This is a genomic window from Desulfocurvus thunnarius (assembly GCF_055390965.1).
On the sequence record NZ_AP042411.1, the window covers coordinates 338,955 to 361,159 of the forward strand.

Consider the following 22,205-nt stretch of genomic DNA (forward strand, 5'->3'; position numbering starts at 1 on the left):
CCTTATTGCTGCATGGTGGAGCGTTGGAGCGCCTTGGGAATCCACCACTTCTCGAAGTTGTGGGCAATGCCCGCCGGGGCGGGCTCGATGCCCTGGATGCGCCCGGCCACCACGGGCAGGGCCAGCGGGCAGTACAGGAAGGTGTACGGCTGGTCCTCGTGCAGGATGCGTTGCGCCTCGTCGTAGACGGCCTTGCGCTCGTCCTGGCCCAGCAGGTGGCGGCCCTTGTCCAGCAGGGCGTCCAGCTCGGGGTTCTTGTAGCCCACGAAGTTCAGCCCGCCGGGCACGGCCATGGAGGAGTGCCACACGTCGTACAGGTCGGGGTCGATGATGATGTTCCAGCCCATGACCAGGGCCTCGAAGCGCCCGGTGTCGATGAACTCCTTGATGAAGGCCGACCATTCCACGGTGCGGATCTTCACGCGCACGCCCACGGCGGCCAGATTGGCCTGGATGATGGTCGCGGCCTTGATGCGCGATTCGTTGCCCTGGTTGGTCATCAGGGTGAATTCGAAGGGTCGGCCGTCCTTGTCGAGCACGCCGTCGCCGTCGGTGTCCGTCCAGCCCGCCTCGGCCAGCAGGGCCCGGGCGGCCTCAAGGTCGAGGGGGTAGTCCTCGATGGCCTCGTTGTAGACCCAGGTGCCGGGCTTGTAGGGGCCGATGGTCGGCCGACCCAGGCCGAGCAGCACGCCCTTGACGATGGCCTGCTTGTCGATGGCGTGGGCGAAGGCGCGGCGCACGCGCACGTCGGAGAACATGGGGTTGGACAGATTGTATCCCACGTAGGTGTAGCCGAAGGCCAGATACTCGTACTTGCGGAAATCCGCTTCCCACTCGGGGCCCGTGGTCTGGAAGCGGTATTGCTGCGGGGTCAGGTCCATGAGGTCCAGGTTGCGGGCCTTGAGCTCCATGAACATGGTCGCCTGATCGGGGATGATGCGGTAGATCACGCGGTCGAAATGGGGGCGGCCCTCGAAGTAGTCGGGGTTGGCCGTAAGCACCAGGCGGCTGCCCTGGGTCCACTCCGCCAGCCGGTAGGGCCCGGCGCCCACGGGCGCGCGGGAGAACGGCGTCTCCAGGATGTTCTGGCCCTCCAAAACGTGCTTGGGCAGAATGTCGAGCATCCATGAGGTCAGGGCCCGGGCCAGGGGCTTGTCGTAGCGCACCTCGAAGGTGTAGCGGCCCGTAACCTTGAACTCCTTGACCAATTTGTAATTCTCGGCATAGGCCGTAGGCACCTTGGGGTCGATGTACAGCTTGTAGGTGAACTCCACGTCCTCGGCGGTCAGCTCCCGGCCGTCGTTCCACAGGATGCCGGGGCGCAGCTCGAAGCGCAGCAGCCGCCCGCCGTCGAGCACCTCGTAGGACTTGGCCGCCCGGGGCTCGATCTCCAGGTTCTTGTTGTATTTGAGCAAGGAGGTGTACAGCAGGCCGGCCACCTCGTGGGAGGACGAATCCGACGCCAGGAGCGGAATGAGGTTCGACGGCTCGCCGATGGTGGCGGTGACGTAGGTGCCGCCGTCCTCGGGGGTCCGGGGAATGTCCGCCGCCCGGCCCGCATCGGCTCCGGACTGCTGCCCCGAGCCGCCGGAGCCGGAATCGCAGGCACCCAGGGCAAGGCACAACACTATGAAAATGCTTGAAAATAAACGTCTGTGGGGCATGGGGTTTCCGGTCTTGCCTTTATTGTGAAGTGTGATACATACAGCCGCCCCCCCGGCGGTCGACCCTTTGCCGGGACTTGCGAGTATGGACCACGGCGCCTGAAAAGCCAAGGGGCTCTTGCCAAGGCCCCAAATTTTGGTAGCATCACAGGGCAGGACGCCGAACCACCCCGACCACGGACCAGACCACCCCACCGGAAAAACCATCCGGCTGCGAACACGAGGCCAAGGCACACATGGACAGCGGAGAAGAGAAGGTCGTCGAAAGCCTTCTCCAGGAATTCATCAATTTCACCGTCCCCGAATACATCGTCGAGGGCGCCCACGCCATCCTTGCAGCGGGCGGGGTGCAGAAGCTGTCGCTCAACAAGCGCGAGGGCTACTGGGACGTGGAAGGCCAGATCGAGGGCGACGACTTCCAGTCCTACAGCCCCGAGCTGGGGCTGAACCTCGCCGCCGGGGCGGTGAATTTCTACTGCAACTGCCCGGACTCGTTCTCGGGGGTCTGCCGCCATGTGGCCGCAACGGCCCTCAAGCTCTACCAGACCTTCGAGGTCAAGGACGAGGCCGCGCCCATCCGGGCCCATGCCGACTGGCGCCAGACCTTCCGCGCCTATTTCTCCACCGAGCCGGACCCCGAGGCGGGCAAGCACTACCTGATCTACCGCTTCCACCCCGAGCATGGCCGCCTCCAGGTGTCCTTCTTCCGCGCCCGGCAGAACAAGTCCGGCCTGTCCAACGTGCAAAACGAGGTCACCCTCGCCCAGATCGCCGAGAACCCCGACTGGTGCGAAATGGCGCCCATGCTGCCGACCCTGGCCCGCCAGATCGCCCATTACCTCGACTACGCCGGGCACCGGGTGGAGATCCCCTCGGGCCTGCACTCCTGGTTCTTCCGGGCCATCCGCAACGAATACTACCTGTTCTGGCAGGACACCGAACAGCCCGTGCGCATCGAACTGAAGACCATGCGCCTGCAACTCTCGCCGGTCATCGGCGACGAGGGCCTGTCCTTCGACGTGATGCTCTCGCGCGAGGGCAAGGTGCCCTTCTCCATCCGCAACCAGGAAGTCTTCTTCTACGGGCGCATGCCGCTGTGGGTCTGCCTGAAGCAGACCTTCTACCCGGTGCAGACCGGCCTTGAGCCCGACCTGATCAAGTCCATGGTCGAGTCGCCGCCGATCATTCCCCAGGAAGACATTTCCGAGTTCCTGGACCGCGTCTGGACGCGCCTGCCCACTTCGGACCTGCACGGCCACGACGAGTTCATCGAGCGCATGAAGCCGATCTTCGTGCCCGCCAGCTACCGGCCCAAGCTCTACCTGGACGAGGAAGGCAGCCTGCTGACCCTGCGCATCCAGAACATCTACGACACCGAGCACGGCGAGGCCTCCCTGCCCGGGCCCAACCCCGACCTGCAAACCGGCAGCTACCAGTACGGCGGCAAGTCGTATCTGCTGCTGCGCGATCAGGCCGCCGAGGGCGAGCTGACCCAGATGCTCGTGGACATGCACTTCCAGCCGCGCAACAACGAGAACTGGTTCCTGGAGCCCGAGGAGGCCATCGCCTTCCTGCTCGACGCCTACCCGACCCTGGTGGCCAAATACCGCGTCTACGGCGAGAAGAACCTCACGCGCTACAAGGTCCGCCTGACCTCGCCGACCATCGTCGCCGAAGTGCAGACCGAAGAGGAACAGAAGTGGTTCAACCTCGAACTGGCCGTGGACTACGACGGCCAGCGCGTGGACATGGACACCATCTGGGAGGCCTGGACCAGCGGCAAGCGCTACGTGCAGCTCAAGGACGGCACCTACACCAGCCTGCCCGAGGCCTGGCTGGAGAAGCTGGGCCACAAGCTGCGGGCCATGGGCCTGGACCCGGCCAAGCCGCCCAAGAAGGAATTCCAGCAGTTCGAGGCCCCGGTGCTGGACAAGATCCTGGAAGACCTGCCCGAGGCCCGGGTGGACGGCTTCTGGGAGGAACTGCGCACCAAGATCCACAACTTCACGGCCATCCGCCAGCTCGACGCGCCCAAGGGCCTGAACGCCAGCCTGCGGCCCTACCAGACCCAGGGCCTGTCGTTCCTGAACTTCCTGCGCGAATACGGCTTCGGCGGCATCCTGGCCGACGAGATGGGCCTGGGCAAAACCATCCAGACCCTGTCGTTCATCCAGTCCATGGTCGAACGCAAGATGGAGGGGCCGAACCTGATCGTCGTGCCCACCTCGGTGCTGCCCAACTGGGAACGCGAGGCCGAAAAATTCGTGCCCGGCCTGACGCGGCTGACCATCTACGGCTCGCGGCGCGAAAATCTCTTCCACCACATCGGCGAGTCGCACCTGGTGCTGACGACCTACGCCCTGCTGCGCCGCGACCTGGAAGAACTGCAAAAGTTCGAGTTCAACTCCATCATCCTGGACGAAGCCCAGAACATCAAGAACCCGAACACCATCACCGCGCGCAGCGTGCGCAAACTCGACGCCAAGCTGCGCGTGTGCCTCTCGGGCACGCCCATCGAGAACAACCTCTTCGAGCTGTGGAGCCTGTTCGAGTTCCTCATGCCCGGGTTCCTCGGCTCGCAGCATTCCTTCCAGCGCGGCGTCGTCAAACCCATCAAGGACGGCGACGAGGAGACCCTGGAATTCCTGCGCACGCGGGTCAAGCCGTTCATCCTGCGCCGCACCAAGGGCCAGGTGGCCAAGGACCTGCCGCCCAAGATCGAGAACGTGCAGTACTGCGCCCTGGCCGACGAGCAGCTTGAACTGTACGCCAAGCTGGCGAAAAAGCTCAAGGAGCAGGTGCTGGCCGACGTGGACGAAAAGGGCATGGCCAAGAGCCAGATGTCCATCCTCGACGCGCTGCTCAAGCTGCGCCAGATCTGCTGCCACCCGCGCCTGCTCAAGCTCGACATGCCCGGCGTGTCCACCAACCTGCCCTCGGGCAAGTTCGACGCCTTCAAGGACATGGTCACGGACATCATCGAGGAAGGCCACAAGGTGCTGGTCTTCTCGCAGTTCGTACAGATGCTGCACATCATCCGCTCCTGGTTGCAGATCAGCGACATCCCCTTCGCCTACCTCGACGGCGCCTCCAAGGACCGCTTCGAGCAGGTCGACCGCTTCAACCAGGACCCGGACATTCCCATCTTCCTCATCTCCCTCAAGGCGGGCGGCACGGGCCTGAACCTGACCAGCGCCGACTACGTGATTCACTACGACCCGTGGTGGAACCCCGCCGTGGAGTCCCAGGCCACGGACCGCACCCACCGCATCGGCCAGACGCGCCAGGTCTTCTCCTACAAGATGATCTGCCAGAACACGGTGGAGGAGAAGATTCTCCAGCTTCAGGACATGAAGCGCGGGGTGGCCGAGTCCATCATCCCCGGGCAGGACTCCTGGAAGTCCCTGACCCGCGACGACCTGGAAATGCTCTTCGACATCTAGGGATTCGGACGAAATCCCAAAACGCCAACGGCCCGCCGCGTGCGCTACGCGGCGGGCCGTTCGTTTCGGCACGCGCCCTGCTCCCGGGCGCCCGGGGTTCCCCGGCCCCTACCCCTCCCGGCGGCCCCACAAGAGCACGGCGCGGTAGCTCACGCGCACCCCGCCGGGCACGGGGAAGAGTTCCTCGTAGCGCCGGGTAAATGCCCGCCAGCGCGCGGGGGCGTGGGCGCGCGGGGCCGGGGTGGCCGTGGCGCCGGTGCGCCGCAGCCCGGCCAGGGCCTCGCGCACCGAGGGCGCCGTGTGCGCCGCCTCCAGCTCGCGCCATTGGAAGGCCACCCCCGGCAGGGAGGCCAGCAGATTCACATACTCCCGCGCCGGGCGCAGGGGCAGCACGGAGCCGAAGCCCGTCTCCGCGCTGGCCCGGGCCAGTTCGGCCAGGGTGCCCTCCACGAACAGGGCCAGGGCAAAGGCGCCGCCCGGGGCCAAGAGTTCCAGGTTGGCCGGAATGGAGCGCCACGGGTCGCGGTACCACTGCATGGCCGAGGCGCTGAGCAGCAGGTCCGCCCGGCCCGGGCGCAGGGGCGCGGCCTCGCCGTCGGCGACAAGGGCCGCCTCGTGCGGGCCGCGCAGGGGCAGCCGGGCCAGCATGCCCGGGGCGATGTCCAGGGCCACGTAGCGGCTCCAGGCGCAACGCTCGCGGGCCAGCTCCGTAAGCAGCCCGCCCCCGGCGCCGATCTCCACGGCCAGCCCGCAGGGCCCGGCGGGCAGCGCCGCCGCGCAGGCCCGGGCGACCTCGGCCTGGGCCCGGGCCGCCCCCGCGTAGCTTTCAGCCGCGCGGCTGAAACGCGTCGCAACCCGTTTCTTCATGCAGAATGCCCAAAAGGATGTCTTCGGGAACATGGTGCCCGGCGTCCACCAGGGAGCGCCAGGAGCCGGACAGCAGCCCGGCCACGTGGGCCGAGGCCGCCAGGGGCAGCACGCGGTCGCCCGCGCCGTGGACCACGCGCACCCGCGCGCCGTCCTCCCCGGCGGCCAGCACGGCCCGCGAGGTCAGCAGGTAGTCCAGGCCCCGGGCCAGGGCCGGGCCGTCGGCGTCTGGGGCATCGGGCACGCCCCCGCGCAGGCCGCAGGCGCGGTGGAAGGCACGCACCGTGCGCCGGGGCCCTTCGGCGGCCACGGCCGCGCGCATGGCCCGCACGGGCTCGCGCGCCACATAGTCGTAAAAGGCCACAAAGGGCGCCACGAGCACCACTTTCCCGAAGCGCGGAAACAGCTCGGCCCGCAGGCGCAGGACCATGTGCGCCCCCGTGGACCACGCCACCAGCACCCGCCCCCCGGCGGAGAGCCGGGCCGCAAGCCCGGCTTCGTCCTCGTCCACGAAGGGCACCACGAAATCCAGCGTGCGCGACAGGTGCGGAAACAGCGGCGCGTATCCGGCCCAGCCGGAAACGAAGGCCCCGAGGCTCACGCCAGTTCCCCGCGCGAACGGGCCACGGCCAGATCCGCAAAGGCCGTATGCACGCGCTCCATGTCGGCCTCGGTCAGGTCCGCACGCAGGGAGACGCGCAGCCGCGCCGTGCCCTCGGGCACCGAGGGCGGACGGATGGCCGGAACGAGCACCCCGCGCTCCATGAGAAAATCGCGTGCGGCCAGGGCCGCGGCATTGTCGCCCATGACCACGGGGATGATCTGCGTCACCGAGCGCCCGGTGGAAAAGCCCAGGGCCGCCAAGTGGTGGCGCAGGTCGGCGGCGTAGTCCAGCAGCTTGCGGGCCTTGGCGCCTCCGGCGGCCACCAGACGCAACGCCGCCAGACTGGCGGCGACGACCGTGGGCGGCAGGGCCGTGGAAAAGATGAACGGGCGCCCGAAGTTGCGCAGCATGGCCACCACGTCCTCGCGCCCGGCCACATAGGCCCCGTAGGAACCCAGGGCCTTGGAAAAGGTGCCCATGTGCACGTCCACGGCGTCGGAGAGGCCCAGTTCATGGGCCAGCCCGCGCCCCTCGCCGAGCACGCCCGTGGCGTGGGCCTCGTCCACCACCGTCAGCGCGCCGTGCTCCTGGGCCAGCTCCACGATGCGCGCCAGATCGGCCACGTCGCCGTCCATGCTGAACACGGTGTCGGTGACGATGATCTTGCGCGGGGCGGCGGCGTGGCGCGCCAGCAGGGCCTCCAGGTGGGCCATGTCGCCGTGGCGGTAGCGCACGTGGGCGGCGCGGGCCAGGGCGATGCCGTCCACGATGCTGGCGTGGTTCAGGCGGTCGGAGAAGACCGTGGTCCGGCGGTCGGCAAAGGCGGCCATGACGCACAGGTTGGCCATGTAGCCCGAGCCGAGGATCAGGGCCGCGCGCTGGGCCTTGAACTCCGCCGTCAGGCGTTCCAGTTCGTCGCAGGCCGCGAAGTTGCCCGTGACCAGCCGCGAGGCGCCGGAGGTGGTGCCCAGTTCCTGGGCGGCACGTTCGGCGGCGGCGCGCAGTTCGCCGCGCCCGGCCAGCCCGAGGTAGTTGTTGGAGGCCAGGTTCAGCAGACGGCGGCCCTGCCACGACAGCACGCGGTCCGCCCCGCGGTCCACGGGCGGGATGTCGCGCCACAGGGAGCGGGCCCGGGCCTCGGCCAGCCGGGCGGCCATGAAGTCGTTCCAGTCGAAGGTGCTCATAAGAGGTGTCCGCCTACCGGAAAACGGGGCGATACGCAACGGCGGGCCGCCGGGCGCCCCGGCTCAGCCCTTGCCCGAAGGGCAGCTTCCGCAATTGCCGCTCCCGGCGCAGGCTCCGCCCACGGCGTGGCCGTCGAAGGAGGCCGGGTCCTCCACGGGCTCCACGTGGATGGTCACCTGCGTGCCCGGCAGCCGCGAGACGATGGACAGCTCCACGGCGTCGCACAGCGCGTGGGACCGGGCCACGGAGGTGGACCCGGGCAGCAGCAGGTGGAAATCCACGAAGCGGCGCGGGCCGGACTTGCGCGTGCGCAGGCCGTGGTAGAGGGCGTCCTGCCCGGCCACGGCGCGGATGGCCTCGTGGATGGCGCGCATTTCGGCCTCGGGCAGGGCCTTGTCCATGAGCCCGCCCATGGAGCGGCGCACCAGCCCCACCCCGGTGCACACGATGTTCGCGGCCATGACCACGGCGACGATCGGGTCGAGCACGGCCCACGAGGGCGGGGCCACCAGCAGCACCGCCAGCCCGGCCACGAGCCCCACGGAGGTCCACACGTCGGTCATCAGGTGCCGGGCGTCGGCCTCCAGGGTGATGCTGTCGTAGCGCTGCGCGGCGCGCAGCATGCCCTGGGCCGTGACCCAGTTCACCGCCGAGGCCACCAGGGCCATGACCAGCCCCAGGCCCAGGCGGTCCAGGGGCTGCGGGTCCAGGAAGCGGCCCACGGCGGCCCAGACGATGCCCCCGGCGGCGACGATGATCAGCACGCCCTCGGCGCCGCTGGAGAAGTACTCGGCCTTGCCGTGGCCGTAGGCGTGGGCGTCGTCGGCGGGCTGCACGGCCACCAGCAGCGCCCACAGGGCCAGCATGCCCGCCGCAAGGTTCACCAGCGACTCCGTGGCGTCGGAGAGCAGGCCCACCGAGCCCGTGAGCGACCAGGCCCCGAACTTCAGGCCCAGGGTCAGCACCGAGGCGGCGATGGAATAATAGGCGTAGCGTACGGGGGAAGACATGACGGCTCCCGGCCGGGGTGCGCACCGCCGCGCCCGGGGCGGGCCCGGCGGCTTCAGGGCGCCACTATAGACGCCTTGGCATCCGGATTCAAGATGGCGCACCGGCCCGCCCGGTGGCGCATCCGGATTCACGACGCCGTTATCCACATGTTGAAATCAAATCGCAACATTGCCGGAACGTATCACGCACCGCATTATGCTTGCAGAAAACGCATGTTGCATGTATTGACCGGAGGGTTATCCATCACGCATCCACCGGAGTTTTGTGGAAAACGCCAGCGGCACGGAAACGCCGCCAGCCGACCGCCGCGCCTTTTGCGTGCGGCCCCAGCCCAGACGAGGCGCCCCATGATCCGATTCGCCGACATCCGCATGAAGCCCAAGCTGGTCCTGCTGTTCCTGCTCACCGGCGCCCTGCCCCTGTTCGCCGTGGGCTGGATGGGCACCCGGCTGGCCTCCGACGCCCTCATGGAGCAGGCGTTCAACCAGTTGCGCACAGTGCAGGACATCAAGACCGCCCAGATCGGCGGCTTCTTCCGCGAACGCGAAGACGACCTGCGCATCCTGGCCGAGAGCATGCAGGCCCAGAACGCCCTGCGCGAACTGGAACAGCACAGGATCGGCGCCGACGGCCTGGCCGAGCACGCCATGGAGGCGCGCATCTTCCACGCCGTGCACAACCAGTACCGGCCCTACTTCACCCAGTACGCGCGCACCTTCGGCTATCACGACGTGCTGCTCGTCTCCACCGACGGCCAGCTTCTGTTCTCCTCGCGCTCCGACGCCGCCCCGGGCACCATGCTCACCGTGGGCCAACTGGCGGACTCCAACCTGGCCGAGCTCTGGCGGCTCGTGACCCGCTCCATGCGCCTGCGCTTCGTGGATTTCGCGCCCTTCTCCCCGGCGCAGGACGTGGAGTCCGCCTTCATGGGCCATCCCGTCTTCGCCCCGGACGGCACGCTCCTGGGCATGGTGGCCGTGCAGTTCTCGCCCGACACCTTCGAGGCGCTCATGCGCACCCGCCAGGGCATGGGCGAGCGCGGCGAATCGTACATCATCGCCCGCGATGCCGGGCGGGGCACCTACGAGTTCCGCTCGTCCATGCGGACCATGGGCGACGGCGCCTACGTCATCGGCCGCACGATCGCGCCCACGGCCTACTGGACCAAGGCCTTCGAGGCCGGGCCCGAGGGCGGCGCGGGGCAATTCACCGACAGCGAGGGCTCCCCGGTTCTGGTGGCCTACACGCCCCTGCGCCACCATGAGCTGGACTGGGCCCTGGTCTCCAAGATGGACGTGGCCGAGGTCACCGCCCCGGCCAAGGCCCTGCTCGGGCGCCTGAGCCTGGCCGGGGGCGGGCTGCTGCTGGCCGTGGCCGTGGGCTCCTTCCTGTTCACCCGCCGTCTGGTTCGGCCCATCGAGCAGGACGTGGCCTTCGCCCGGGCCATTGCCGACGGCGACCTTTCGGCGCACCTGAACCTGGACCAGCGCGACGAGCTGGGCGTCCTGGCCCGGACCCTGAACCGCATGGCCGGGAGCCTGCGCGACATCGACTGGCTGGCGCGCGGCAAACAGGGGCTGGACGACGCCCTGCGCGGCGTGCACGACCCCGAGGAAATCACCCGGCGCTTCATCACCTATTTCGCCGCCTTCTGCGGCGCCCAGGTCGGCGCGGTCTATGCCCGCCCCGAGGGGGCCGATTTCCTGGACCTCGTGGCGGGCTATGCCTTCTCCGACCGCCGGGGCAGCTTCACGCGCTTCTCCCTGGGCCAGGGGCTGGTGGGCCAGGTGGCCCTGGAGCGCCAGACGGTGGTCTTCTCGCAGATCGATCCCGGCCAGGCTCCGCCCATCAGCTCCGGCCTGGACGAACGCGTGCCGCCCCACGTGCTCATCGCCCCCGTAATCCACGAAAACGAAGTCCTCGGCGTTGTGCTGCTGGGCGCCACAGCGCCCTTCACGCCCCTGATGCGCCGGCTGGTGGCCGAGAGCCTGGAAATCCTGGCCATCCACGTGCTCACCGCCCGCTCGCACCAGGTCATCCAGGACCTTTTGCGCCAGGCCCAGGCCCAGGCCGAAGCCATGCGCGAGCAGCAGGAGCAGCTTGCGCGCGCCAATACGGACCTGGAAGCCCAGGCCGCGGCCCTCAAGACCTCCGAGGCCGAACTCCAGGCCCAGCAGGAGGAACTGCGCGTCACCAACGAGGAACTGGAGGAGCAGACCCGGGCCCTCAAGGCCTCGGAGGAAAAGCTCCAGGCCCAGCAGGAGGAACTGCGCGTCACCAACGAGGAACTGGAGGAGCGCACCAAGACCCTGGAAAAGCAGGGCGCGGCCCTGCGCCAGAAAAACATCGACCTGCTGCGCGCCCAGGACCTCATCGAACAGAAGGCCCGCGACCTGGAAATCGCCAGCAAATACAAATCCGAATTCCTGGCCAACATGTCCCACGAGCTGCGCACGCCGCTGAACAGCATCCTCATCCTTTCGCAGCTCCTGGCCGACAACCCGGCGGGCAACCTGACGCCCAAGCAGGTCGAGTCCGCCCGGGCCGTGAACTCCTCGGGCGCCGACCTGCTCTCGCTCATCAACGAGATTCTCGACCTGTCCAAGGTCGAGTCGGGCAAGGTGGAGGTCGTGCCCGAAGAACTGCCAGTGCGCCGCGTCACCGCCGACCTGACGCGCATCTTCGCCGAAATCGCCACGGACAAGGGCGTGGCCTTCGTGGTGGACGTGGCCGAGGACGCCCCGCCCGTACTGACCACCGACGCCCAGCGCCTGCAACAGATTCTGCGCAACCTCATCTCCAACGCCTTCAAGTTCACCGCGCAGGGCACGGTGACCCTGGCCATCTCGCGCCCCGCGACGGACGCCAGCCTCGCCGCCAGCGGCCTGGACCCCGCGACCTCCCTGGCCTTCGCCGTCATCGACACCGGCATCGGCATCCCCGAGGACAAACAGGCCGTCGTCTTCGAGGCCTTCCAGCAGGCCGACGGAACCACCAGCCGCAAATACGGCGGCACGGGCCTCGGCCTGTCCATCTCGCGCGAGCTGGCGCGGCTGCTGGGCGGCGAACTGCAACTGCGGAGCGCCCCGGGCCAGGGCTCGACCTTCACCCTGTTCCTGCCCGAAACCTACCGTGCCCCCGAGCCCGGCCCGGAGCAGGAAAAGGCCGCCTGGGTGCCCCGCTCGGCCCGGGGCGGCGCGGCGGCCAAGAAAGCCGCCCGCGCCCAGGCCTCCGCCCCCCAGACGGCGCAGCCCGGAAACGCGCAGCCCCAGGCCGCGCCCCAGGCGCCCAGGCCCCCGGCCCCCGAGGCGCCCCCCGCGTCCGGCGCGTCCGCTGCCCACGGCGCGTCCACCGCTTCCGGCGCGCCGGAAGCCCCGGCGGCTCCCGAGCCCCCCGCGCCCCCGGCTCCGCTGGAATCCACGGACCAGATTCCAGACGACCGCAAATCCATCAAGAAGGGCGACCGCGCGCTGCTCATCGTCGAGGACGACCCCAACTTCGCGCGCATCCTCGTGGACATGGCCCACGACCGGGGCTTCAAATGCCTTGTGGCCGGCGACGGCGAAACCGGCCTGCATTTCGCGGACTACTACCGGCCCAGCGCCGTGGTGCTCGACATCGGCCTGCCCGGCATCGACGGCTGGACGGTCATGGACCGCCTGAAGAGCAACCCCGAGCTGCGGCACATCCCGGTGCATTTCATGTCCGCCGCCGACGAAACCCTGGACGCCATGCGCATGGGCGCCGTGGGCTACCTGACCAAGCCGGTGACCCTGGAGGCCGTGAACAAGGCCCTGGCGCGCATCGAGGGCGTGCTCTCCAAGCCCGTGAAGCGCCTTCTGGTGGTCGAGGACGACGCCCTCCAGCGCGAAAGCATCCGCGCGCTCATCGGCAACGGCGACGTGGAAACCGTGGCCGTGGAGACCGGCGAGGAAGCCTATGAAATGCTGGAAACCGAAACCTTCGACTGCATGATCCTCGACCTCGGCCTGAAGGACATGTCCGGCTTCGAGCTGCTGCGGCGCATCCGCAACGACGGCGTGGCCGACAGGCTGCCCATCATCGTCTACACCGGGCGCGAACTGAGCCGCGAGGAGGAGGAGGAGCTTTCACGCCACGCCGAGAGCATCATCATCAAGGGCGCGCGCTCGCCCGAGCGCCTGCTGGACGAGACCACCCTGTTCCTGCACCGCGTGGAGGCCAACCTGCCCGAGGACAAGCAGCGCATGCTGCGCATGGTCCACGACAAGGAGGCCATGCTCGCGGGCAAAAAAATTCTGCTGGTGGACGACGACATGCGCAACGTCTTCGCCCTGTCCAGCGCCCTGGAGGCCCACGGCATGGAGGTGGCCATCGCCCGCAACGGCCGTGAGGGCGTGGAGAAGCTGTCCTCCAACCCCGAGACGGACCTCGTGCTCATGGACATCATGATGCCCGAGATGGACGGCTACGAGGCCATGCGCGCCATCCGCAAGCGCAAACGCTTCCAGAACCTGCCCATCATCGCCCTCACGGCCAAGGCCATGAAGGGCGACCGCAACAAGTGCATCGAGGCCGGGGCCAGCGACTACATGGCCAAGCCCGTGGACACCGACAAGCTCTTCTCGCTGTTGCGCGTCTGGTTGTACCGATGAAGGCCGAACCCAACGACCGCGCCCCGGCCCCCGAGCCCGCCCCCGACGCCGCCCCCGACGCCGGGGCCGATGTGCTGGGCATCGAGATCGACTGCCTGCTGGAGGCCGTCTTCCGTCGCTGGGGCTACGACTTCCGCGACTATTCGCGGGCCCACGTCCGCCGCCGCCTGCTGCACCGCATGGAACTGTCCGGCATGGACTCCGTCCCGGCGATGATGCACCGCGCCCTGACGGACCGCGAGTTCTTCGGCTCGCTGCTGGCCGTGCTGTCCATCAACATCACCGAGATGTTCCGCGATCCGCCCTTCTACCGCGCCCTGCGCGAGGAGATCGTGCCCCGGCTGCGCACCTGGCCCTTCGTGAAAATCTGGCACGCGGGCTGCTCCACGGGCGAGGAGGTCTACTCCATGGCCATCGTGCTGCGCGAGGCCGGGCTGGAGGGCCGCGCGCGCATCTACGCCACGGACTTCAACCCCGAGGCCCTGCGCCGCGCCAAGGAGGGCATCTACCCCCTGGAGGCCATCCGCAACTACACGCGCAACTACCAGGCCGCCGGGGGCGAGGCCTCCTTCGCCGACTACTACACCGCGCGCTACGAAAGCGCCCTCATCGACCGCACCCTGCGCGAGCACGTGGTCTTCTCCGAGCACAACCTCGTCACCGACGGGGTTTTCGGCGAGATGCACCTCATCTTCTGCCGCAACGTGCTCATCTACTTCAACCCCCAGCTCCAGGCCCGGGCCCTGGACCTGTTCCACGACAGCCTGTGCCCGGGCGGCATCCTGTGCCTGGGCACCAAGGAGAGCCTCCAGTTCTCCGGGCATCTCCAGGCCTTCGAGCAGTTGCAGCCGGGGCAGAAGATTTTCCGCCGCAAGCTGTTGCCCGGCGCGACGCAGGACGACGAGCCATGAACGCGCGCCGTCTGCGGGCCGTGGTCGTGGGCGCCTCCACCGGGGGCATGGAGGCCCTGGCCCGGGTGCTGGGCGCCCTGGAGGCCGACTTTCCCCTGCCCGTGCTGGTGGTGCAGCACGTCAGCCCCACGGCCGACAGCTCCATCCCGGCCCTGCTCGACGAGCGCTGCCGCATCCGCGTCAAGGAGGCCGACGAAAAGGAGCCCCTGCGCCCGGCAACGGCCTATTTCGCGCCCGCCAACTACCATCTGCTCGTGGAGCAGGACGCGACCCTGTCCCTGTCCACGGACGAGCGGGTCTGCTTCGCGCGGCCCTCGGTGGACGTGCTGTTCGAGACGGCCGCCGTGGCCTTCGGCCCGGCCCTGGCGGGGGTCGTGCTCACCGGAGCCAACGAGGACGGCAGCCGGGGCCTGGCGGCCATCGCCCGCGCGGGTGGGCTGACCATAGTGCAGGACCCCGCCACGGCCACGGCCCCGGCAATGCCCCAGGCCGCCCTGGCGGCCACGGCGGTGGACCATGTTCTGCCCCTGGAGGCCATCGGCCCCCTGCTTTCAAGGATGGCGAAAGACAATGACTGAACGCATCAAGATCCTGGCGGTGGACGACCGGCCCGAGAACCTCCTGGCCATCGAGGCGCTGCTCGACGGTCCCGAGGTCGAGGTGGTCAAGGCCACCTCGGGCCAGGAGGCCCTGGGCCGCATGCTCGGCGAGGATTTCGCCCTGGTGCTGCTCGACGTGCAGATGCCCGAGATGGACGGCTTCGAGACGGCGGAACTCATGCGCGGACACAAGAACACCCGCGGCGTGCCGATCATCTTCGCCACGGCCATCAGCAAGGAGCAGAAGCACATCTTCCGCGGCTACGACGCGGGCGCCGTGGACTACATGTTCAAGCCCCTGGACCCGGACATCCTGCGCAGCAAGGTGGACGTGTTCCTGCAACTGTACCGCCAGCGCCGGACATTGCAGGACAAGACCCGCGAACTGGACGCCAAGATCCAGGAGCTGGAGAAGCTGCGCCGCCAACTGGAGCGCTCCAACGCGCTGCTGGAGCGCCTGTCGGCCATCGACGGGCTGACCGGCATCTACAACCGCCGCCGCTTCGACGAGGTGCTCGACCTGGAATGGCGCCGCGCCCAGCGCCACCAGAAGCCCATCTCGCTCATCTTCGTGGACCTGGACTGCTTCAAGAACTACAACGACCACTACGGCCACCTGGCGGGCGACGACTGCCTGCGCCACGCGGCCGAGGTCATGAGCAGCGTGCTCAAGCGGCCTTCGGACACCATGGCCCGCTACGGCGGCGAGGAGTTCGCGGCCATCCTGCCCGACACCACCGCCAAGGATGCCGCCGCCCTGGCCGAACAGATGCGCGCCGGAGTCCAGGCCCTGGACATGGACCACGCCTGCTCCTTCGTCTCCCACTGCGTCACCGTGAGCATGGGCGTGGCCTGCATGATCCCCGAGCGCGGCTCCGCGCCCTCGACCCTGGTGGCGGCGGCGGACACCGCCCTCTACGAGGCCAAGCAGACCGGGCGCAACCGCGTCATCATCCACCCCGACGCGGCCCTGTAGCCCGCGCGCCGCTCCCGGCGGGCCCGGCAGCGTCCCGGCCCGCCGCCGCCTGGCGGTCCTGCCCCGCCCGCCCCGGTTCAGTAGATTTTGCGCCGTGAAAAGGACGACCCGATGACGCTGAACGTGTTTTCGGCGATGAACAGGGCGTTCTCGTCGGTGGTGAAGACCACCTCCTCCAGGCGCTTGAGCTGCACGTTGTTGACCACGGTCATCAGAATGTCCTTGCCCTGCCCGCTGTAGGCGCCCCGGCCCTGGATGAAGGTGCCCCCGAGGTTCATCTCGTCGCGGATGCGCTCGCAGATGCGCGGGCTGGCGTCGGAGATGACGTAGACGACCTTGCGCTGGGAAAACAGGGCCAGGAAGTATTCGACCATGACCGAGGTGATGAAGACCATGATCAGCGAATCGATGACCAGATCCACGTCCAGGGCGGCAAGAGTAAGGGAGAACAGGGCCAGATTGAAGAGGAAGTAGAACTTGCCGATGCCGAAGTTGTAGCGCTGGAAGAGCAGCACGGCGATGACATCCAGCCCGCCGTTGGAGCCCAGGGAGCGCAGGACCATGCCCGCCCCTGCCCCGCAGACCACCCCGGCGGCGATGGCCGCGTGCAGCGGGTCGCGGATGCCGGAGTCGGCCCGGATGAGCTCGAAGGCCGCCGAAGTCACGACCATGGACCACAGGCTGTAGAAGAGGAATCGGCGGCTGATGAAGAACCAGGCCACGGCGAAGAGCGGGATGTTCAGCAGGAAATAGAGCACGCCCGGACTGGCCAGGCCGGTGGCGTAGTTCGCCAGCAGGGCCACGCCGAACACGCCGCCGGACACGAACCCGTGGGGCTCCACGATGGCCTTGGCCCCCAGGGCAAAAAGCACCGAGCCCACGAAGATGAGCCCCAGGTTCCAGGGTACGGAATAGGTCAGGTCGAAACGCGAACGGGCCATGGTCCTCCCCATGGGCGCGCCCGGGGGAGGGCCGGACGCGCCGGTTGTGCGGCCGGCGGCCGGGGCCGGGCGGCGGGGTCGGCGGCCGCCCGCGCCCCGCGCCTCAGTTCCGGCGCCTGTACCAGACGTTCATGCTTTCGATGCCGCCCGCGATGTGCGTATTGTTCACCAGCGTTCCGGCAAAGCGGTAGCCCTGGCGGGCAAACGTCGTGTTCATGCCGTGGGAGGCGGCCCGGGCGATGGTGTAGAACAGGTCCACCCCGCGCGGGGCCATCTCGGCCTCCAGGGCCCGCAGCAGGTGGCGGGCCAGGGCGTTGCCCCGCTGCCGGGGCAACACGGCGAAGTCGGTCATCTCCGCATTGCGCGCGGCGTAGTCGGGCTCCGCCGAGGCCAGGCCCACCAGCTCCCCGTCGTGCCAGGCGCCCATGAAGACCACGCCCTGTTCCATGGCCCGGCGCAGGTAGGCGGCATCGTGAATGGGGAAGGGGTAACTGACGAAGACGCGGGCGTAAAGCCCGGCCATGGCCTCGGCGTGTTCCGGGCCGGGGGCGGCCAGACGCAGCCCCCGGGCCAGGGCCGGAGCCCGGCGCGGGGCGGCGGCCTTGGCCCGCGCCGTGCGCACCACCCCGGCCAGGGCGCCCGGGTCCGCGGGCTCGCGCCGCCGGGAGCAGAGGAACTTGCCCAGGAACACGCCGTCCTCGCGCCCGGCGAAAAACCCGGGCACCACGGCCTCCTCGCTGTAGCCCCGGCGCAGGAACCAGCGCGTCTCGCGCGCGGGCACCTTGGCGAAGACCTTGGTGTAGCCCCGGCGCGCGGCCAGGTCGTCCAGCACGTCCACGATCTGCGGGCAGTCGCCGGGGTCCAGGTGCATCAGGTACACGCGGTTGGACAACGGCCCGTGCTGCACCGTGGAGCCGCCCAGGGCGGTCACGCGGTCGGCGCTAGTGGTCATGGCGCCTCCGCTCCAGGCGCTCGTTGCCCCGGGGGGTCAGGCTGCGCGTGTCGTCCCAGTCGGTGATGAGCTTCTCGATGCCCACGGCGGTCCACTCCTCGGCATCGTCGGTCATCAGGCTCAGGTCGCAGGCGTCGCAGCGGCGGTCGCACTCGGCGGGCCGGTAGTCGCCCGGCTCGTCGTAGGTGGCGATGACGCCCTCGTAGTTGCGCAGCACGACCTTGTTCACGCCCCAGGACAGGATGTAGTTGGGCATGACCGGAATCTTGCCCCCGCCGCCCGGGGCGTCGATGACGTAGGTCGGCACGGCGAAGCCGCTGGTGTGCCCGCGCAGGCTCTCCATGATTTCCATGCCCTTGGCCACCGGCGTGCGGAAGTGCGTCAGGCCCTCGGACAGGTCGCACTGGTAGATGTAGTACGGCCGCACCCGCGCGCGCACCAGCTTGCGCACCAGGGCGCGCATGATGCGCGGGCAGTCGTTGACGCCCGCCAGCAGCACGGTCTGGTTGCCCAGGGGGATGCCCGCGTCGGCCAGCCGGGCCAGGGCCCGACGCGACGAGCGCGTCAGCTCGCGCGGGTGGTTGAAGTGCGTGTTCAGCCACAGGGGGTGGTGGGTGCGCAGCATGGCCACCAGATCGTCGGTGACCCGGTAGGGCAGCACCACGGGCATGCGCGTGCCGATGCGCACCACCTCCACGTGGTCGATGCGCCCCAGTTCGCCCAGAATCCAGTCCAGCCGCTCGTCGGAGAGCATCAGCGGATCCCCGCCGGACAGCAGCACGTCGCGCACCGCCGGGGTGTTGCGGATGTAGGCCAGCCCGGCCTCCAGGTCGCGGCGCGAGGGCACGCCCTCGGCGTCGCCCACCTTGCGCTTGCGCGTGCAGTGACGGCAGTACATGGAGCACAGGTTGCTGACGTGGAAGAGCACCCGGTCGGGGTAGCGGTGGGTGATGCCGGGGGCGGGGCTGTCGCGGTCCTCGTGCAGCGGGTCGGCCATGTCGTGGGGGCCGATGTCCAGTTCCCGCGGCGAGGGGAAGGACTGGCGGAACACCGGGTCTCCGGCATAGTTCTCCCCGTCGATGAGCGAGAGGTAGTACGGCGTGACGCTCATGGGAAAACGCTCGGTGGTCAGGGCCACGCGGGCGCGGTGCTCCGCGTCCAGGCGCAGGCCCGCCAGGCGCTCGAAGGTCGCCACGTCGCGCACGCTGTGTTTCAGGTGCCAGCGCCAGTCGGTCCAGTTGCCGTGGTCGGCCCCGGCGTTGATGCGCCGGGCGACCGTTTGTTGGTGTGCGTTGAAAACCTGCATGGTCCTCCTGGGGTTCGGGTTGGGGCAGCCTAGAGAATCTGCGCGAGAAACTCGCGGGTCCTGGGTTGCCCGGGGTTCTCGAAAATCCGCTCGGGCGGGCCCTGCTCCACCACCACGCCCTCGTCCATGAAATACACGGTGTCGGCCACCTCGCGGGCGAAGCCCATCTCGTGGGTCACGACGATCATGGTCATGCCCTCGGCGGCCAGTTCGCGCATGACGGCCAGCACTTCGCCCACCAGTTCGGGGTCCAGGGCGCTGGTGGGCTCGTCGAAGAGCATGGCGTCGGGCTCCATGGCCAGGGCCCGGGCGATGGCCACACGCTGCTTCTGCCCGCCGGAAAGCTGCCCGGGGTAGGCGTCCACCTTGTCGGCCAGGCCGACCTTTTCCAGGTAGGCCAGGCCCGTCCTGCGGGCCTGGGCCCGGGGCACGCCCTTGACCTGCACCGGGCCCTCCATGACGTTTCCCAGCACCGTCATGTGCGGAAACAGGTTGAAATGCTGAAAAACCATGCCCACGTGGGTGCGCATGCGGTTCAGGGCGCGCTCGTCCTCGGGCACGACCTTGCCCCGGATGCGCACCTCGCCCTTCTGGAAGCGCTCCAGCTTGTTCACGCAGCGCAAGAGCGTGCTTTTGCCCGAACCGCTGGCGCCGATGACCACCACCACCTCGGACTGGTCCACCGTCATGTCCACCCCGCGCAGGACGTGGTTGTCGCCAAAATACTTGTGCAGGCCGCGAATTTCGATCATGGCGCCCTCCTAGGCGTAGCCCCCGGCCTCCAGGCGGCGCTCCACCCTGCGGAAGAGCACCGTGAACAGCCCGGTATAGAACAGATAAAACAACGCGGCGATGGTCAGCATCTCCATCATCATGAAGTTGCTGGAGGCCAGTTGCTGGGACTTGAGCAGCAGCTCGTTGATGGTGATGGTGCTGGCCAGGGACGAATCCTTGAGGGCGATGATGAACTGGTTGCCCAGGGGCGGTACCGCGCGCTTCAGGGCCTGGGGCAGGATGATCCGGCGCATGGCCCGGGCGTGGGTCATGCCCAGGGAGCGCGCGGCCTCCATCTGCCCGCCGGAGATGGAGCGGATGGCCCCGGCGAAGATGACGGCGATGTAGGCTCCGTTGTGCACGCCCAGGGCCAGAACCGCCGAGGGCACCGCCGCCAGCCCCAGCACCCCGCGCAGGCCGTAGTAGATGAACAGCAGTTGCAGCAGCAGCGGCGTGCCGCGAATGACGTAGATGTACAGCCGGGCCGGGCCGCTGAGGGCCAGGCGCGGCGACAGGCTGAGGAAGGCCGTGCCCAGGCCCAGGGCCAGGCCCAGGGCGATGCCCAGCACGGTGACCTGCAGGGTCATCCACGCGGCGGGCAGGAAAAAGGGGAAATAGTGCGCGAGCACCGAAACGTCGTAGTGCATGCTTGTGTCCTTGGACTGAGGGGAAGGAGGCGGCGAAACGGAAAGCGGCGGGGCGGCGCGCGCCGCCCCGCCCGGGAAGCCTAGCGGACGGAAACGTCCACCCCGAGCCACTTCATGGACAGCTCCGTCAGCGTGCCGTCGGCGTGCATGGCGGCCAGGGCGGTGTTCACCGCGTCGCGCAGGGCGCCGTCGTCCTTGCGGAAAGCCACGCCGATGTCCTCGCTGCGCAGGGGGCCGCCCAGCAGGCGGATGGCGAACTTGCCGCTGTTCATGGCCCCGATGCCGACCACGCGGTCGGTGATCACGGCGTCCACCACCCCGTTGTCCAGCTCCAGCAGGGTCTGGGTGTCGTCCTTGTACAGGCGCACCTCGCCCGCGCCCAGGGCCTGGGCGTCGCCCTCGAAGGTCGTGCCCGTGACCAGGCCGACCGTGCGTCCGGCCAGGTCGCCGGGCGCGCCGAAGGCCGCGTCCTCGCGCACCAGGAGCTGCGCGCCGGAATAGTAGTACGGCACCGAGAAATCCACGACCTTCAGCCGTTCGTCGGTGATGGCCATGCTGCCCAGGATGCCGTCGTAGGCCCCGGCGCGCAGGCCCTCGATGATGCCGCTCCACTCGGTGGTCACAGGCTTGAGGCTTACGCCCAGGCGCCCGGCGACCTCGCGGGCCACGTCCACGTCGAAGCCGACCAGCTCATTGCTTTCGTTGTAGAAATTGAACGGCGGATAGCCGCCGCTCATGGCGAAGCTGATCTCCCCGGCGGCCTTGACGCGCTCCAGGGCGTTCCGGGGTTCCTGGCCGCATCCGGCCAGCAGCAGAGGCATCAGCAGGCACGCGGCCAGCAGCGGCAGGGTGCGCAGTCGTTTGGTAAAAGTCGGCATGGGCTGCTCCTTGGGTTGCGGATTCGCGCGGCGCCCCGGCGGACCGGACCGCCGGGCACGGCACAAGACGGCGCGGACCAGGCGGCGGACGAACGGCGAAGCGGGGCGAACGGAGGACGGCGCGCGGCGCGGCGGCCCATGCCGCAACGCCACTCATGCGCCTGAATCGGGCAAAAAATCAGGAAGCGGATTCGCGGAGAGATGAAAAAACAGGCATCTCAATCCTGAAAACCCGACGCGATCATCGCCATTGTATAGCGGGAAACAGGCGCCACGTCAAATCGACGTGCGCCCATTGCATTACAACCTTCTTCCGACTTGAATCATTTTATTTTTCAGCCTCAAAAATGAGAATCAGACAAAGACCGTTATTCGCAGTCATGAAATCGTTACAGAGCTGGCGTCACATCACGCAAAAAAAAGAAAGCGCGGCGCGCCGGGCACGCGCCGCCTTCCCGGGAACCGCGCCACCGTCGGCCCGCAGTTGCCAGGGGGAGTGTCTCCGGCCGTCATCCCCGCGCAGCCAGGGCGCCGGGGCACGCACAAAAGCCCCGCGCCCGGCCCCATGGCGGCTTCGCCTGGACGCGGAACGCCAAAACAAGGCCCGCCTGACGCTTTCCTTGCCGCAAACAGCATAAAAAGTTTTCCTTTAACGGGGAGCGGTGCGCTCCTGAGGCAAACCTCTTGCCGCATGGCGCCTCGCCTGCCCTTCAACAGACAAAAAAACAACATGTTATGCGTTCACGGCAAAACGCGACAAAGGCTCCCCCAGCGCCCCCGGGGCACTCCTGGCGCGCCGGACCGACAGGTTCT

16 protein-coding genes are annotated in these 22,205 nt (G+C 68.5%); 5 read left to right on the forward strand and 11 right to left on the reverse strand.

Annotated features, from left to right (window positions below; genetic code table 11):
- Nucleotides 1-2: 2 nt before the first annotated feature.
- Nucleotides 3-1,664, reverse strand: coding sequence for a peptide-binding protein (locus ACZ5KV_RS01530; protein WP_464240582.1), 1,662 nt, complete (start codon nucleotides 1,662-1,664; stop codon nucleotides 3-5).
- Between the two features lie 236 nt (nucleotides 1,665-1,900).
- Between ACZ5KV_RS01530 and ACZ5KV_RS01535 the strand changes: the two genes are divergently transcribed.
- Complete coding sequence (locus ACZ5KV_RS01535) at nucleotides 1,901-5,107, forward strand: DEAD/DEAH box helicase (RefSeq protein WP_464240583.1); 3,207 nt, start codon at nucleotides 1,901-1,903, stop codon at nucleotides 5,105-5,107.
- A 108-nt stretch (nucleotides 5,108-5,215) separates the two neighbouring features.
- On the opposite strand, the gene ACZ5KV_RS01540 is transcribed toward ACZ5KV_RS01535, so the two are convergent.
- The 4 genes from ACZ5KV_RS01540 to ACZ5KV_RS01555 form a co-directional block, all read right to left on the reverse strand.
- Nucleotides 5,216-5,974 carry a methyltransferase domain-containing protein gene (locus tag ACZ5KV_RS01540; protein ID WP_464240584.1) on the reverse strand — a complete coding sequence of 253 codons (759 nt, stop codon included), beginning with the start codon at nucleotides 5,972-5,974 and terminating at the stop codon, nucleotides 5,216-5,218.
- The gene (locus ACZ5KV_RS01545; protein WP_464240585.1) at nucleotides 5,934-6,575 is read right to left on the reverse strand and encodes an alpha/beta fold hydrolase; all 642 of its coding nucleotides are present in this window, start codon (nucleotides 6,573-6,575) and stop codon (nucleotides 5,934-5,936) included. The genes ACZ5KV_RS01540 and ACZ5KV_RS01545 overlap by 41 nt, the downstream gene beginning before the upstream one ends.
- Nucleotides 6,572-7,762, reverse strand: coding sequence for an 8-amino-7-oxononanoate synthase (gene bioF, locus ACZ5KV_RS01550; protein ID WP_464240586.1), 1,191 nt, complete (start codon nucleotides 7,760-7,762; stop codon nucleotides 6,572-6,574). The genes ACZ5KV_RS01545 and bioF overlap by 4 nt, the downstream gene beginning before the upstream one ends.
- 63 nt (nucleotides 7,763-7,825) lie before the next feature.
- Nucleotides 7,826-8,773 carry a cation diffusion facilitator family transporter gene (locus ACZ5KV_RS01555; RefSeq protein WP_464240587.1) on the reverse strand — a complete coding sequence of 316 codons (948 nt, stop codon included), beginning with the start codon at nucleotides 8,771-8,773 and terminating at the stop codon, nucleotides 7,826-7,828.
- Between the two features lie 348 nt (nucleotides 8,774-9,121).
- Between ACZ5KV_RS01555 and ACZ5KV_RS01560 the strand changes: the two genes are divergently transcribed.
- The 4 genes from ACZ5KV_RS01560 to ACZ5KV_RS01575 are packed head-to-tail and all read left to right on the forward strand — an operon-like array spanning nucleotide 9,122 to nucleotide 15,894.
- Complete coding sequence (locus ACZ5KV_RS01560; protein ID WP_464240588.1) at nucleotides 9,122-13,408, forward strand: response regulator; 4,287 nt, start codon at nucleotides 9,122-9,124, stop codon at nucleotides 13,406-13,408.
- Nucleotides 13,405-14,319, forward strand: coding sequence for a CheR family methyltransferase (locus ACZ5KV_RS01565; protein WP_464240589.1), 915 nt, complete (start codon nucleotides 13,405-13,407; stop codon nucleotides 14,317-14,319). Before ACZ5KV_RS01560 ends, ACZ5KV_RS01565 begins: the two co-directional genes overlap by 4 nt.
- The gene (locus ACZ5KV_RS01570; protein ID WP_464240590.1) at nucleotides 14,316-14,897 is read left to right on the forward strand and encodes a chemotaxis protein CheB; all 582 of its coding nucleotides are present in this window, start codon (nucleotides 14,316-14,318) and stop codon (nucleotides 14,895-14,897) included. Before ACZ5KV_RS01565 ends, ACZ5KV_RS01570 begins: the two co-directional genes overlap by 4 nt.
- On the forward strand, nucleotides 14,890-15,894 hold the full coding sequence (locus ACZ5KV_RS01575) for a diguanylate cyclase domain-containing protein (protein WP_464240591.1): 1,005 nt from the start codon (nucleotides 14,890-14,892) through the stop codon (nucleotides 15,892-15,894). Before ACZ5KV_RS01570 ends, ACZ5KV_RS01575 begins: the two co-directional genes overlap by 8 nt.
- Nucleotides 15,895-15,971: 77 nt before the next feature.
- On the opposite strand, the gene ACZ5KV_RS01580 is transcribed toward ACZ5KV_RS01575, so the two are convergent.
- The 6 genes from ACZ5KV_RS01580 to ACZ5KV_RS01605 form a co-directional block, all read right to left on the reverse strand.
- Nucleotides 15,972-16,835, reverse strand: a complete 864-nt coding sequence (locus ACZ5KV_RS01580) for a YitT family protein (RefSeq protein ID WP_464240592.1) — start codon at nucleotides 16,833-16,835, stop codon at nucleotides 15,972-15,974.
- Nucleotides 16,836-16,938: 103 nt separating this feature from the next.
- Nucleotides 16,939-17,787 carry a putative beta-lysine N-acetyltransferase gene (ablB, locus tag ACZ5KV_RS01585; protein WP_464240593.1) on the reverse strand — a complete coding sequence of 283 codons (849 nt, stop codon included), beginning with the start codon at nucleotides 17,785-17,787 and terminating at the stop codon, nucleotides 16,939-16,941.
- Complete coding sequence (gene kamA, locus ACZ5KV_RS01590; RefSeq protein ID WP_464240594.1) at nucleotides 17,777-19,093, reverse strand: lysine 2,3-aminomutase; 1,317 nt, start codon at nucleotides 19,091-19,093, stop codon at nucleotides 17,777-17,779. The genes ablB and kamA overlap by 11 nt, the downstream gene beginning before the upstream one ends.
- Nucleotides 19,094-19,122: 29 nt before the next feature.
- A complete protein-coding gene (locus ACZ5KV_RS01595) occupies nucleotides 19,123-19,845 on the reverse strand; it encodes an amino acid ABC transporter ATP-binding protein (protein WP_464240595.1) in 723 nt (240 codons plus the stop codon).
- 9 nt (nucleotides 19,846-19,854) lie between these two features.
- A complete protein-coding gene (locus ACZ5KV_RS01600) occupies nucleotides 19,855-20,514 on the reverse strand; it encodes an amino acid ABC transporter permease (protein WP_464240596.1) in 660 nt (219 codons plus the stop codon).
- An 80-nt stretch (nucleotides 20,515-20,594) separates the two neighbouring features.
- A complete protein-coding gene (locus ACZ5KV_RS01605) occupies nucleotides 20,595-21,392 on the reverse strand; it encodes an ABC transporter substrate-binding protein (protein WP_464240597.1) in 798 nt (265 codons plus the stop codon).
- Nucleotides 21,393-22,205: the final 813 nt, after the last annotated feature.

Excerpts from the sequence above, each read along its gene's own strand:
- ACZ5KV_RS01580 (WP_464240592.1), bottom strand. The coding sequence starts at position 16,835 with ATGGCCCGTTCGCGTTTCGACCTGACCTATTCCGTACCCTGGAACCTG.
- ACZ5KV_RS01555 (WP_464240587.1), bottom strand. The coding sequence starts at position 8,773 with ATGTCTTCCCCCGTACGCTACGCCTATTATTCCATCGCCGCCTCGGTG.
- ACZ5KV_RS01535 (WP_464240583.1), top strand. The coding sequence starts at position 1,901 with ATGGACAGCGGAGAAGAGAAGGTCGTCGAAAGCCTTCTCCAGGAATTC.
- bioF (WP_464240586.1), bottom strand. The coding sequence starts at position 7,762 with ATGAGCACCTTCGACTGGAACGACTTCATGGCCGCCCGGCTGGCCGAG.
- kamA (WP_464240594.1), bottom strand. The coding sequence starts at position 19,093 with ATGCAGGTTTTCAACGCACACCAACAAACGGTCGCCCGGCGCATCAAC.
- ACZ5KV_RS01540 (WP_464240584.1), bottom strand. The coding sequence starts at position 5,974 with ATGAAGAAACGGGTTGCGACGCGTTTCAGCCGCGCGGCTGAAAGCTAC.
- ACZ5KV_RS01560 (WP_464240588.1), top strand. The coding sequence starts at position 9,122 with ATGATCCGATTCGCCGACATCCGCATGAAGCCCAAGCTGGTCCTGCTG.
- ACZ5KV_RS01575 (WP_464240591.1), top strand. The coding sequence starts at position 14,890 with ATGACTGAACGCATCAAGATCCTGGCGGTGGACGACCGGCCCGAGAAC.
- ACZ5KV_RS01605 (WP_464240597.1), bottom strand. The coding sequence starts at position 21,392 with ATGCCGACTTTTACCAAACGACTGCGCACCCTGCCGCTGCTGGCCGCG.
- ACZ5KV_RS01595 (WP_464240595.1), bottom strand. The coding sequence starts at position 19,845 with ATGATCGAAATTCGCGGCCTGCACAAGTATTTTGGCGACAACCACGTC.
- ACZ5KV_RS01565 (WP_464240589.1), top strand. The coding sequence starts at position 13,405 with ATGAAGGCCGAACCCAACGACCGCGCCCCGGCCCCCGAGCCCGCCCCC.
- ablB (WP_464240593.1), bottom strand. The coding sequence starts at position 17,787 with ATGACCACTAGCGCCGACCGCGTGACCGCCCTGGGCGGCTCCACGGTG.
- ACZ5KV_RS01600 (WP_464240596.1), bottom strand. The coding sequence starts at position 20,514 with ATGCACTACGACGTTTCGGTGCTCGCGCACTATTTCCCCTTTTTCCTG.
- ACZ5KV_RS01530 (WP_464240582.1), bottom strand. The coding sequence starts at position 1,664 with ATGCCCCACAGACGTTTATTTTCAAGCATTTTCATAGTGTTGTGCCTT.
- ACZ5KV_RS01570 (WP_464240590.1), top strand. The coding sequence starts at position 14,316 with ATGAACGCGCGCCGTCTGCGGGCCGTGGTCGTGGGCGCCTCCACCGGG.